Genomic DNA, 12694 nt, shown 5'->3' with positions numbered 1-12694 from the left:
TGCTCCTACCGCTTCTTCCGCTTGGTCCTACGGCGGATGATCAGCCGGTCGCTGGCCTTGTTCGCCGCACGAGTACGACCCTCGGGCTTGCCCTTGGGGTTCACCGGGTGACGGCCGCCGGAGGTCTTACCCTCACCACCACCGTGCGGGTGGTCGACCGGGTTCATCGCGACACCGCGAACGGTGGGGCGCTTGCCCTTCCACCGCATACGGCCGGCCTTACCCCAGTTGATGTTGCCCTGCTCGGCGTTGCCGACCTGACCGATGGAGGCCCGGCAGCGGACGTCGACCTGGCGCATTTCGCCGGAGGGCATGCGCAGCGTGGCGTACTGGCCCTCCTTGGCGAGAAGCTGGATCTGCGCGCCGGCGGACCGGCCCAGCTTGGCGCCACCGCCCGGACGGAGCTCCACCGCGTGGATGAAGGTACCGGTCGGGATGTTGCGCAGCGGGAGGCAGTTACCCGGCTTGATGTCGGCCGTGGGGCCGTTCTCGATCAGGTCGCCCTGCTTGAGGCCGGTCGGGCAGAGGATGTAGCGCTTCTCCCCGTCGGCGTAGTGCAGCAGCGCGATGCGGGAGGTGCGGTTCGGGTCGTACTCGATGTGAGCGACCTTGGCCGGGATCCCGTCCTTGTCGTGGCGCCGGAAGTCGATGATCCGGTAGGCGCGCTTGTGGCCGCCGCCCTGGTGGCGGGTGGTGACCCGGCCGTGGACGTTGCGGCCGCCCTTGCTGTGCAGGGGCGCCAGCAGCGACTTCTCGGGCGTGCTGCGCGTGATCTCGGAGAAGTCCGAGACACTGGCGCCGCGGCGACCCGGGGTCGTCGGCTTGAGCTTACGGATGCCCATCTTTTTCGTTCATCCTTTGTCGGTTGATCCGGCCGAAGGCCCCCCGTCGTGGGACGGGGGGCGTTCCGGCCGGGTACTTACGTGCGAGCGGGTCAGCCGACCTGACCGAAGATGTCGATCCGGTCGCCCTCGACCAGGCTCACGATCGCGCGCTTGGTGTTGGGACGCTGTCCGTAGCCGAACTTGGTCCGCTTGCGCTTGCCCTGGCGGTTGATGGTGTTGACGCTGGCCACCTTGACGCCGAAGATCTGCTCAATGGCGATCTTGACCTGCGTCTTGTTGGCCGTCTTCCGCACCAGGAACGTGTACTTGTTGTGCTCGTCGATCAGGCCGTAGCTCTTCTCGGAGACAACCGGCTTGATGATGATGTCGCGCGGGTCGGCGATCTTCTCCATCAGGCGTCTTCCTTCCCGCTCTTGCCCAGACGCTCCACGACCTGGTCGTACGCAGCCTGGGTGAAAACGACGTCGTCGTAGCAGAGCACGTCGTAGGTGTTCAGCTGCCCCGCGTCCAGCAGGTGGACCTCGGGAGCGTTGCGCAGGCTGAGCCAGGTGAGCTCGTCACCCTCGTCGACGACGACGAGCACGCTGCGAGCCTGCGTGATCTTCCGCAGCGACTCCAGGGCCGCCTTGGTCTTCGGGGTCTCACCCTCGACCAGGCCGCTGACCAGGTGAATGCGGCCGCCGTTGGCCCGGTCGGACAGGGCGCCGCGCAGCGCGGCGGCCTTCATCTTCTTGGGCGTCTTCTGGCTGTAGTCCCGCGGGACCGGGCCGTGAACGGTGCCGCCGCCGGCGAACTGCGGGGCGCGGGTCGAACCCTGACGGGCGCGGCCGGTGCCCTTCTGGCGGTACGGCTTCTTGCCGCCGCCGCTGACCTCACCGCGGGTCTTGGCCTTGTGGGTGCCCTGCCGGCGAGCGGCGAGCTGGGCCACGACGACCTGGTGGATCAGAGGAATGTTGACCTTGGCGCCGAAGATGTCTTCGGGCAGGTCGACGGTGCCCGACTTGGCTCCGCGCACGTCGAGGACGTCAATGGTGCTCACTTGGCAGCCCCCTTCTTGGCAGAGGTGCGGACGAGGACCAGGCTGCCGTTGGCGCCGGGGATCGCACCCTTGATCAGGATGAGATTCTTCTCGGCGTCCACGGCGTGGACCTTCAGGCTCTGGATGGTGGTGCGGACGTTGCCCATCCGACCGGCCATGCGCAGGCCCTTGAAGACGCGGCCCGGGGTGGCGCAGCCGCCGATGGAACCCGGCGAGCGGTGCTTGCGCTGGGTACCGTGCGAGGCGCCCAGACCCTTGAAGCCGTGCCGCTTCATGACACCGGCGAAGCCCTTGCCCTTGCTCTTGCCCGTCACGTCGACGAACTGGCCGGCCTCGAAGGTGTCGGCCAGCAGCTCCTGGCCGAGGGTGTAGTCGTTCGCGTCGTCGGTGCGGATCTCCGCGAAGTAACGGCGCGGGGTGATGTCGTGCTTGCGGAGGTAGTCGCCGAGCGGCTTGTTGACCTTCCGGGGGTCGACCTGTCCGAAGCCGAGCTGGATGGCGGAGTAGCCGTCCTTCTCGGTGGTGCGGACGCGGGTCACCACGCACGGACCGGCCTCGACGACGGTCACCGGGACCATCCGGTTGTCCGCGTCGAAGACCTGGGTCATGCCGAGCTTCTTGCCCAGGACGCCCTTGATCTGCTTAGCCATGTCAGTGCGTTCCCTCAGAGCTTGATCGAGATGTCAACGCCGGCGGGAAGGTCGAGTCGCATGAGCGAGTCGACCGTCTTCGGCGTCGGGTCGATGATGTCAATCAGCCGCTTGTGCGTGCGCATCTCGAAGTGCTCGCGGCTGTCCTTGTACTTGTGCGGCGAACGGATGACGCAGTACACGTTCTTCTCGGTCGGCAGCGGCACCGGGCCCGCGACCTTAGCGCCAGTCCGCGTCACCGTCTCGACGATCTTCTTGGCCGAAACGTCGATGACCTCGTGGTCATAGGCCTTGAGCCGGATGCGGATCTTCTGTCCCGCCATAATGGCCTCGGTGTCCTTCGCTGTCGTCTGAAAAAGTTGCGTGCGGCCTGTGGCCGCTGTGATGGCCGAGTCCGCCGGGCCTGGTGGCCCGTGCCGTCTCCGGCATGGCTTCCTCGTCCGTGCCCCACGTAGCAGACGCTTTCGGTCTGCGCTTTCTTCCGTGATCTGGCAGTTACTTCGGTCACTTCGGCCGAACCAACTGCGAGATCACGGTTCGTGGGTCGTGCCCGGCGGCACGTGCCGTACGGCACGGCCACCTCGTGGTGCGGCGGCCGGCCCTTTGGTCGAGGGCCGGCCGCCGCTCCGCGAGCGTACTACTTGAGGATCTTCGTCACACGGCCGGCGCCGACGGTGCGGCCACCCTCGCGGATCGCGAACTTGAGGCCCTCCTCCATCGCGATCGGCTGGATGAGCTGGACGGTCATCTCGGTGTTGTCACCGGGCATGACCATCTCGGTGCCCTCCGGCAGGTTCACAACGCCGGTCACGTCAGTCGTACGGAAGTAGAACTGCGGACGGTAGTTGTTGAAGAACGGCGTGTGGCGGCCGCCCTCGTCCTTCGAGAGGATGTAGACCTGACCCTCGAACTCCGTGTGCGGAGTCGTGGTGCCCGGCTTGATGATGCACTGGCCGCGCTCGACGTCCTCGCGCTTGATGCCACGGAGGAGCAGACCGACGTTGTCACCGGCCTGGCCCTCGTCGAGGAGCTTGCGGAACATCTCGACACCGGTGACCGTGGTGGTGGTCTTGGTGTCCTTGATGCCGATGATGTCGACGGTCTCGTTGACCTTGACGACACCGCGCTCGATACGGCCGGTGACGACGGTGCCGCGACCGGTGATCGAGAACACGTCCTCGATCGGCATGAGGAACGGCTTGTCGGTCTCACGGGTCGGCTCGGGGACGTTCTCGTCCACGGCGGTCATGAGCTCGATGATGCTGTCGCCCCACTTCTGGTCGCCCTCGAGGGCCTTCAGAGCGGAGACGCGGACGACCGGCAGGTCGTCGCCGGGGAACTCCTGAGCCGAGAGAAGCTCACGGACCTCGAGCTCGACGAGCTCCAGGATCTCCTCGTCGTCGACCATGTCGGCCTTGTTGAGGGCCACGACGATGTAGGGGACGCCGACCTGGCGGGCCAGGAGGACGTGCTCCTTCGTCTGCGGCATCGGGCCGTCGGTGGCGGCGACCACGAGGATCGCGCCGTCCATCTGGGCCGCACCGGTGATCATGTTCTTCACGTAGTCGGCGTGACCGGGGCAGTCCACGTGGGCGTAGTGGCGCTTCTCGGTCTGGTACTCGACGTGCGCGATGGAGATCGTGATACCACGAGCCTTCTCCTCGGGCGCCTTGTCGATCTTGTCGAACGGGGTCGCCTCGTTGAGCTCAGGGAAACGCTCGTGGAGCACCTTGGTGATCGCCGCGGTCAGAGTGGTCTTGCCGTGGTCGATGTGCCCAATGGTGCCGATGTTTACGTGCGGCTTGGTCCGCTCGAACTTGGCCTTGGCCACTGTCTGTCTCCTTAGAGATTCTGACTTGACTTTCGTCTTTTCACTCGGGCTTGGGGAGGCCGTCCCTCACGGGACCGGCCGGCGAGCCGTCTTTCTCCCCGCACCCTCCCGATGAGGAGGCGACCAGGTCGCCTCCGCCACCGGAACGGATGCCGGACCTACTCGCCCCGCACCTTCGCGACGATCTCCTTGGCGATGTGCGCAGGCACTTCCGCGTAGGAGTCGAACTGCATGCTGAAGCTGGCGCGCCCCTGCGTCTTGCTACGAAGGTCACCCACGTAGCCGAACATCTCAGAGAGCGGCACGAGCGCCTGGATGACACGCGCGCCGGCGCGCTCATCCATCGCCCGGATCTGCCCGCGGCGGCCGTTGAGGTCGCCGATGACGTCGCCCATGTAGTCCTCGGGGGTGGTGACATCGACAGCCATCACCGGCTCCAGGATTACGGCGTCCGCCTTGCGCGCGGCCTCCTTGAAGGCCATCGATCCAGCGATCTTGAAGGCCATTTCGGACGAGTCGACCTCGTGGAAGGCGCCGTCCTGCAGGGTGACCTTCACCCCGACCATGGGGTAGCCGGCGAGAACGCCGAACTCGGCGGCCTCCTGGGCGCCCGCGTCCACCGACGGGATGTACTCCCTGGGGATGCGGCCACCGGAGACCTTGTTCGCGAACTCGTAGCCGTCGTTGCCTTCGCCGAGCGGCTCGAGGTCGATGATGACCCGGGCGAACTGGCCGGAACCACCGGTCTGCTTCTTGTGGGTGTAGTCGACCTTCTCCACCTTGCGGCGGATGGTCTCCCGGTAGGCGACCTGCGGCCGGCCGACGTTGGCCTCGACCTTGAACTCGCGGCGCATCCGGTCGACGAGGATCTCCAGGTGGAGCTCGCCCATACCCCAGATGACGGTCTGGCCGGTCTCCTCGTCACGGCGGACCTGGAAGGACGGGTCCTCCTCGGCCAGCCGCTGGATCGCGGTGCTGAGCTTCTCCTGGTCGCCCTTGGTCTTGGGCTCGATCGCGACGTTGATGACCGGGGCCGGGAACGTCATCGACTCCAGGACGACCTGGTTGGCCGGGTCGCACAGGGTGTCACCGGTGGTGGTGTCCTTCAGACCCATCACGGCGACGATCTGACCGGCGTGCGCGGACGGGCGCTCCTCGCGCTTGTTCGCGTGCATCTGGTAGATCTTGCCGATCCGCTCCTTGCGGCCCTTCACGGAGTTGATGACTCCGGAGCCGGACTCGAGGGTGCCCGAGTAGATGCGGATGTAGGTGAGACGACCCAGGTGCTGGTCGGCCGCGATCTTGAAGGCGAGCGCGGAGAACGGCTCGTCCACGTCCGCGTGACGCTCCACGACCGCCTCCTCGTCACCGACCGCGTGGCCCTTGAAGGCCGGGATGTCGGTGGGCGCGGGGAGGTAGGCGACGATCGCGTCGAGCAGGGGCTGGACGCCCTTGTTCTTGAACGCGGTACCGGTCAGGACCGGGTTGATGGCGCTGGACAGCGTCGCGCGGCGGATGGCCGCGACCAGCTGCTCCTCGGTGGGCTCGACGCCCTCCAGGAAGAGCTCCATCAGCTCGTCGTCGTTCTCGGCCACGGTCTCCACGAGCTTGTCACGCCACTCGCGGGCGGCGTCGGCGTACTCGGCCGGGATGTCGACGACCTCGTACATCTCGCCCTTGGCCGCCTCGGCGCTCCAGAGCAGGCCCTTCATCTTCACCAGGTCGATGACGCCCTTGAAGTCGGCCTCGACGCCCCAGGGAAGCTGGATGACCGCCGGGGTGGCGTTCAGCCGGCTGACCATCATGTCGACGCAGCGGTGGAACTCCGCGCCGACGCGGTCCATCTTGTTGACGAAGCAGATGCGGGGCACGCCGTAACCGTCGGCCTGGCGCCAGACCGTCTCGGACTGAGGCTCGACACCCGCCACACCGTCGAACACGGCGACGGCACCGTCGAGGACGCGGAGCGAGCGCTCCACCTCGATGGTGAAGTCGACGTGGCCCGGCGTGTCGATGATGTTGATCGTGTGGCCGAGCCACTCGCAGGTCGTAGCGGCGGAGGTGATGGTGATACCACGCTCCTGCTCCTGCTCCATCCAGTCCATCGTGGCTGCGCCCTCGTGGACTTCACCGATCTTGTAGTTGATGCCGGTGTAGAACAGGATGCGCTCGGTCGTGGTGGTCTTGCCCGCGTCGATGTGGGCCATGATGCCGATGTTTCGCACCTTGGCCAGGTCAAGAGCGGTCGTGGTGGCCACTTCTCTCGCGTCCTCGTCGTCTCGTCGAACCCGCTGTTACCAGCGGTAGTGGGCGAAGGCCTTGTTGGACTCGGCCATCTTGTGGGTGTCCTCGCGCTTCTTGACGCTGGCGCCGAGGCCATTGCTGGCGTCGAGCAGCTCGTTCATGAGGCGCTCGGTCATGGTCTTCTCGCGACGGGCGCGGGAGTACTGCACCAGCCAACGCAGGGCCAGGGTGGTGCTGCGCGCGGCGCGCACCTCGACCGGGACCTGGTAGGTCGCACCGCCGACGCGGCGGCTGCGGACCTCGAGGGTGGGCTTGACGTTGTCCAGCGCGCGCTTCAGGGTGACGACCGGGTCGTTGCCGGTCTTCTCCCGAGCACCTTCGAGGGCGCCGTAGACGATGGACTGCGCGATGGAGCGCTTGCCGTCCAGGAGCACCTTGTTGATGAGCGCGGTGACCAGCGGCGAGTTGTGGACCGGGTCAGCCATGAGCTGACGACGGCCAGGAGAACCCTTGCGAGGCATTCTTACTTCTCCTTCTTCGCGCCGTAACGGCTACGGGCCTGCTTGCGGTTGCGGACACCCTGGGTGTCGAGCGAGCCGCGGATGATCTTGTAGCGAACACCCGGCAGGTCCTTCACACGACCGCCACGGACGAGCACGATGGAGTGCTCCTGAAGGTTGTGGCCGACACCCGGGATGTAGGCCGTGACCTCGATGCCGTTGGTGAGCCGGACACGCGCGACCTTGCGGAGGGCGGAGTTCGGCTTCTTGGGGGTCGTGGTGTAAACGCGCATGCAGGTGCCGCGTCGCTGGGGGCTGGCCTTGAGCGCCGGGGTCTTGGTCTTGGTGACCTTGTCCTGGCGGCCCTTGCGGACCAGCTGCTGAATCGTAGGCACCGCGTCTCCGTTCGTGCTTGCCGGTGATTCGAATGTTGTTGCCTTTGCAGGTACTGCCGGTGTCATGACCTGCGAAGTGGCCGCCCACTCCGACCCACGCGGTCGGGCGTGTCGCGCACTTGTCGCGCCAGCTCCGAGCCTGCCCGGTGGAGGGGGCCACGCGGCGCCTCTGCCGACTCCTCGCGGGAACCTGTCGACGCGCACGCATGAGGGCCCATGAAGACACGGGCACGGTGGGTAAGACTACCCAGTCAAGCGCAACACGTCAAAACCATCGCGCCTGCCGGCCGTCCCGGTGAACACCCGTATTCGTGCCATGACTCCCGCGGCCGGCTCACCGCCGGTCGCTGCTGGGTCCATGACGAGTTTACCGGTCGTGCGGGACTTCTCCGGCCGTTCTTCCTCTCAACGTCAGGACTTCACCGCAACATTCCGGTCAAGAGAGATCAACAGGGATTCGGCGGGAAGCGGGAAAGCGGACGGCGCCCGCCCCCGGAGGGGACGGGCGCCGTCGACGTCACACTCAGCGGTTGTACTGACCGAAGTCGTACTCCTCCAGCGGAACGGCCTCGCCGGAGCCCGAACCGAAGGTGTAGTCCGCCGCGGAGCCGTCGTAGCCGCCGACCGTGTACATCGCGGCCTTGGCCTCCTCGGTCGGCTCGACCCGGACGTTGCGGTACTGCGGCATGCCGGTACCGGCCGGGATGAGCTTTCCGATGATGACGTTCTCCTTGAGGCCGAGCAGGGAGTCGGACTTGGCGTGGATCGCCGCGTCCGTGAGCACCCTGGTCGTCTCCTGGAAGGACGCCGCCGACAGCCAGGACTCGGTGGCCAGCGACGCCTTGGTGATGCCCATGAGGACCGGACGGCCGGAGGCCGGCGTGCCCTGCTCCGCCACGCACTCGCGGTTCATCCGCTCGAAGCGGGGCCGCTCGACGAGCTCACCGGGCAGCATGTCGGTGTCACCCGACTCCAGCACGTTCACGCGCTTGAGCATCTGCCGAACGATGATCTCGATGTGCTTGTCGTGGATGGACACACCCTGCGAGCGGTAGACCTGCTGGACCTCGGCCACCAGGTGCAGCTGCACGGCCCGCGGGCCGAGGATGCGCAGCACCTCGTTGGGGTTGACCGCACCGGCGATCAGCTGCTGGCCCACCTTGACGTGCTGACCCTCCGAGACCAGCATCCGCGACCGCATCGAGACCTGGTAGGCGACCTCTTCGGAACCGTCGTCGGGAATGATGACGACCTTCCGGGTCTTGTCGGTCTCGTCGATGCGGACCCGGCCCTCGGCCTCGCTGATCGGGGCGACGCCCTTGGGGACGCGCGCCTCGAAGAGCTCCTGGACACGGGGCAGACCATGGGTGATGTCCGCACCCGCCACACCACCGGTGTGGAAGGTACGCATCGTCAGCTGGGTGCCGGGCTCGCCGATCGACTGGGCGGCGATGATGCCGACGGCCTCGCCGACGTCCACGAGCTTGCCGGTGGCCAGCGAACGGCCGTAGCAGGTGGCGCAGACACCGATCTTGGCCTCGCAGACCAGCGGGCTGCGGGTCCTGACGGTCTCCACCCCGGCCTCGACCAGCGCGGTGACGTGGATGTCGTTGATGTCGACACCCGCACTCACGATGACCTTGCCGTCCACCTCGACGTCCTCGGCCAGGATGCGGCCGTGCACGTTGCTCTCGCCGTTCTCGGGCTTGACCAGGTTGCCCTGCGCGTCACGCTCGGCGACGTGCAGCGGGACCGTACGGTCGGTGCCGCAGTCGATCTCGCGGACGATGACGTCCTGGGCGACGTCCACCAGACGCCGGGTGAGGTACCCGGAGTCGGCGGTCCGCAGCGCGGTGTCGGCCAGACCCTTCCGCTGTCCGTGGGTGGAGATGAAGTACTCCAGCACCGACAGGCCCTCGCGGAACGAGGCCTTGATCGGACGCGGGATCGTCTCACCCTTGGTGTTGGACACCAGACCGCGGATGCCGGAGATCTGCCGGACCTGCATCAGGTTTCCACGGGCGCCGGACTGGACCATCATCCAGACCGGGTTGCTCTTGGGGAACGCCTGCTGCATGTCGTCGGTCACGTCGCTGGTGGCGTGGGTCCAGATCTCGATGAGCTCCTGGCGGCGCTCCTCGTCGGTGATCAGGCCGCGCTCGTACTCCCGCTGGACCTTGTCGGCCCGGCGCTCGTACGACTCCATGATCGTGGCCTTGTTCGGCGGCGCGATGACATCCTCGATGGAGATCGTCACACCGGCCCGAGTCGCCCAGTAGAAGCCGGCGTCCTTGAGCGCGTCGAGCGCGGCCGCCACCTCCACCTTCGGGTACTTCTCGGCCAGCTCGTTGACGATGGCCGAGAGCTGCTTCTTGCCGACCTGGAAGTTGACGTACGGGTAGTTCGCCGGGAGCGTCTGGTTGAACAGGCAGCGGCCGAGCGTGGTCTCCAGGCGGTAGGGGTCGCCCGGCTCCCAGCCCTCGGGACCCTGCCAGCCGCGCGGCGGCGGGACGTCCCCGTCGAACCGGACCTGGATCGTGGCCTGGATGTCCAGCTCGCGGCGGTCGAAGGCCATGAGCGCCTCCGACACCGAGCCGAAGACCCGGCCCTGACCCGGCGCGTTCTCGCTCTCGTCCTTCTCGGTGGTCAGCGAGTACAGGCCGATGACCATGTCCTGGGTGGGCATGGTGACCGGCTTGCCGTCGGCCGGCTTCAGGATGTTGTTGGTGGACAGCATCAGGATGCGGGCCTCGGCCTGCGCCTCGGCCGACAGCGGCAGGTGCACGGCCATCTGGTCACCGTCGAAGTCCGCGTTGAACGCGGTGCAGACGAGCGGGTGGATCTGGATGGCTTTGCCCTCGACCAGCTGCGGCTCGAAGGCCTGGATGCCCAGGCGGTGCAGGGTGGGCGCGCGGTTGAGCAGCACGGGGTGCTCGGTGATGACCTCTTCGAGGACGTCCCACACGACCGGGCGGGCCCGCTCGACCATCCGCTTGGCCGACTTGATGTTCTGCGCGTGGTTCAGGTCGACCAGGCGCTTCATCACGAACGGCTTGAAGAGCTCCAGCGCCATCTGCTTGGGCAGACCGCACTGGTGCAGCTTCAGCTGCGGGCCGACGACGATGACCGAACGGCCGGAGTAGTCGACGCGCTTGCCCAGGAGGTTCTGGCGGAACCGGCCCTGCTTGCCCTTCAGCATGTCGCTGAGGGACTTCAGCGGGCGGTTGCCGGGGCCGGTGACCGGGCGGCCGCGGCGGCCGTTGTCGAACAGCGCGTCGACGGCCTCCTGGAGCATCCGCTTCTCGTTGTTCACGATGATCTCGGGCGCGCCGAGGTCGAGAAGACGCTTGAGGCGGTTGTTCCGGTTGATCACCCGGCGGTACAGGTCGTTCAGGTCCGAGGTCGCGAACCGGCCACCGTCGAGCTGCACCATCGGGCGCAGGTCCGGCGGGATGACCGGGATGCAGTCGAGGACCATGCCGTTGGGCGAGTTGCGCGTGTTCAGGAACGCGGACACGACCTTGAGACGCTTGAGCGCGCGGGCCTTCTTCTGGCCCTTGCCGCTGCGGATCGTCTCGCGGAGGTTCTCGGCCTCGGCGTCGAGGTCGAAGTTGGACAGACGCTCCTGGATGGCCTGGGCGCCCATGCCACCGCGGAAGTAGCGGCCGAAGCGGTCGCGCATCTCGCGGTAGAGCAGCTCGTCGCCCTCGAGGTCCTGGACCTTGAGGTTCTTGAAGCGGCTCCAGACCTCCTCCAGGCGGTCCAGCTCGCGCTGAGCCCGGTCGCGGAGCTGACGCATCTCGCGCTCGGCGCCCTCACGGACCTTGCGGCGCTGGTCGCCCTTGGCGCCGGCGGCCTCCAGCTCGGCCAGGTCGCCCTCGAGCTTCTTCTGGCGGGCCTCGACGTCGGCGTCACGGCGCTGCTCGATGTGCTGCCGCTCGACGGAGATCTTCGCCTCCAGCGACGGCAGGTCACGCTCGCGCAGTTCCTTGTCCACGTGCGTGATCATGTAGGCCGCGAAGTAGATGACCTTCTCCAGGTCCTTCGGGGCCAGGTCGAGCAGGTATCCCAGACGGGACGGCACGCCCTTGAAGTACCAGATGTGCGTGACCGGCGCGGCCAGCTCGATGTGGCCCATCCGCTCACGGCGCACCTTGGCCCGGGTCACCTCGACGCCGCAGCGCTCACAGATGATGCCCTTGAAGCGGACGCGCTTGTACTTGCCGCAGTAGCACTCCCAGTCCCGGGTGGGACCGAAGATCTTCTCGCAGAAGAGGCCGTCCTTCTCGGGCTTGAGGGTCCGGTAGTTGATGGTCTCCGGCTTCTTCACCTCACCGTGCGACCACTGACGGATGTCGTCCGCCGTCGCCAGTCCGATCCGAAGCTCATCGAAGAAGTTGACGTCCAGCATTTGTAATCCCCTCCTCAGCTTCTAGATCAGACCTCTTCGACACTGCTCGGCTCGCGCCGGGACAGGTCGATGCCGAGCTCCTCCGCGGCGCGGAAGACGTCCTCGTCGGTGTCGCGCATCTCGATCGACATGCCGTCGCTGGAGAGCACCTCGACGTTCAGGCACAGCGACTGCATCTCCTTGATGAGCACCTTGAAGGACTCGGGGATGCCCGGCTCGGGGATGTTCTCGCCCTTGACGATGGCCTCGTAGACCTTCACGCGGCCCAGCACGTCGTCGGACTTGATGGTCAGCAGCTCCTGCAGCGCGTAGGCCGCGCCGTAGGCCTCCAGCGCCCACACCTCCATCTCACCGAAGCGCTGGCCGCCGAACTGGGCCTTACCGCCGAGCGGCTGCTGGGTGATCATGGAGTACGGGCCCGTCGACCGGGCGTGGATCTTGTCGTCCACCAGGTGGAGCAGCTTCAGGATGTAGATGTAGCCGACCGAGATCGGGTGCGGGAACGGCTCGCCGGAGCGGCCGTCGAACAGCTTGGCCTTGCCGTTCGGGCCGACCATGCGGCCGCCGTCCCGGTTGACCAGGGTGCTGTCGAGCAGGCCGACGATCTCTTCCTCGCTGGCGCCGTCGAACACCGGGGTGGCCATGTTGGTTCGCGGCTCGACCTCGGCGAAGCCCTTGTCGCGCAGCCGTTCGGCCCAGGCCTCCTCGACGCCGGAGATGTCCCAGCCCCGGGCGGCGATCCACCCCAGATGGGTCTCCAGCACCTGCCCGACGTTCAT

Annotated in this window: 11 protein-coding genes; all 11 read right to left on the bottom strand. The window is 66.9% G+C overall.

Translation table 11 applies throughout. From position 1 onward, the window contains the following. Positions 1-5: 5 nt before the first annotated feature. Positions 6-842: a 50S ribosomal protein L2 gene (rplB, locus tag ACZ6W9_RS00055; protein ID WP_362942200.1), complete on the bottom strand. Its 837-nt coding sequence runs from the start codon at positions 840-842 to the stop codon at positions 6-8. A gap of 92 nt (positions 843-934) precedes the next feature. Further along, positions 935-1237, bottom strand: a complete 303-nt coding sequence (gene rplW, locus ACZ6W9_RS00050; protein ID WP_189246832.1) for a 50S ribosomal protein L23 — start codon at positions 1235-1237, stop codon at positions 935-937. Further along, positions 1237-1884 carry a 50S ribosomal protein L4 gene (rplD, locus tag ACZ6W9_RS00045; protein ID WP_470116448.1) on the bottom strand — a complete coding sequence of 216 codons (648 nt, stop codon included), beginning with the start codon at positions 1882-1884 and terminating at the stop codon, positions 1237-1239. Before rplD ends, rplW begins: the two co-directional genes overlap by 1 nt. Next, positions 1881-2534 carry a 50S ribosomal protein L3 gene (gene rplC, locus ACZ6W9_RS00040; protein ID WP_389957979.1) on the bottom strand — a complete coding sequence of 218 codons (654 nt, stop codon included), beginning with the start codon at positions 2532-2534 and terminating at the stop codon, positions 1881-1883. The genes rplD and rplC overlap by 4 nt, the downstream gene beginning before the upstream one ends. 14 nt (positions 2535-2548) lie before the next feature. Next, on the bottom strand, positions 2549-2857 hold the full coding sequence (gene rpsJ / locus ACZ6W9_RS00035) for a 30S ribosomal protein S10 (RefSeq protein WP_030912931.1): 309 nt from the start codon (positions 2855-2857) through the stop codon (positions 2549-2551). Between the two features lie 314 nt (positions 2858-3171). Continuing rightward, positions 3172-4365, bottom strand: coding sequence for an elongation factor Tu (gene tuf / locus ACZ6W9_RS00030; RefSeq protein ID WP_362942190.1), 1194 nt, complete (start codon positions 4363-4365; stop codon positions 3172-3174). A 158-nt stretch (positions 4366-4523) separates the two neighbouring features. After that, positions 4524-6572 carry an elongation factor G gene (fusA, locus tag ACZ6W9_RS00025; protein WP_389959241.1) on the bottom strand — a complete coding sequence of 683 codons (2049 nt, stop codon included), beginning with the start codon at positions 6570-6572 and terminating at the stop codon, positions 4524-4526. 87 nt (positions 6573-6659) lie between these two features. Continuing rightward, complete coding sequence (gene rpsG, locus ACZ6W9_RS00020) at positions 6660-7130, bottom strand: 30S ribosomal protein S7 (RefSeq protein ID WP_179819699.1); 471 nt, start codon at positions 7128-7130, stop codon at positions 6660-6662. A 2-nt stretch (positions 7131-7132) separates the two neighbouring features. After that, complete coding sequence (rpsL, locus tag ACZ6W9_RS00015) at positions 7133-7504, bottom strand: 30S ribosomal protein S12 (protein ID WP_012887826.1); 372 nt, start codon at positions 7502-7504, stop codon at positions 7133-7135. A gap of 523 nt (positions 7505-8027) precedes the next feature. Continuing rightward, the gene (locus ACZ6W9_RS00010) at positions 8028-11915 is read right to left on the bottom strand and encodes a DNA-directed RNA polymerase subunit beta' (protein ID WP_362942181.1); all 3888 of its coding nucleotides are present in this window, start codon (positions 11913-11915) and stop codon (positions 8028-8030) included. Positions 11916-11941: 26 nt separating this feature from the next. Next, positions 11942-12694, bottom strand: a 753-nt coding sequence (locus ACZ6W9_RS00005; RefSeq protein ID WP_470116447.1) for a DNA-directed RNA polymerase subunit beta, incomplete at its 5' end; no start/stop codon positions are given.

This window comes from Streptosporangium sp. NPDC053982 (assembly GCF_055585205.1).
This window is presented reverse-complemented; position numbering and strand designations above follow the sequence as displayed.

What these genes read in the sequence shown, in the direction of transcription:
- rplB (WP_362942200.1), bottom strand. Translation starts at nt 842, where the DNA reads ATGGGCATCCGTAAGCTCAAGCCGACGACCCCGGGTCGCCGCGGCGCC.
- rplW (WP_189246832.1), bottom strand. Translation starts at nt 1,237, where the DNA reads ATGGAGAAGATCGCCGACCCGCGCGACATCATCATCAAGCCGGTTGTC.
- rplC (WP_389957979.1), bottom strand. Translation starts at nt 2,534, where the DNA reads ATGGCTAAGCAGATCAAGGGCGTCCTGGGCAAGAAGCTCGGCATGACC.
- rpsJ (WP_030912931.1), bottom strand. Translation starts at nt 2,857, where the DNA reads ATGGCGGGACAGAAGATCCGCATCCGGCTCAAGGCCTATGACCACGAG.
- fusA (WP_389959241.1), bottom strand. Translation starts at nt 6,572, where the DNA reads ATGGCCCACATCGACGCGGGCAAGACCACCACGACCGAGCGCATCCTG.
- rpsG (WP_179819699.1), bottom strand. Translation starts at nt 7,130, where the DNA reads ATGCCTCGCAAGGGTTCTCCTGGCCGTCGTCAGCTCATGGCTGACCCG.
- ACZ6W9_RS00010 (WP_362942181.1), bottom strand. Translation starts at nt 11,915, where the DNA reads ATGCTGGACGTCAACTTCTTCGATGAGCTTCGGATCGGACTGGCGACG.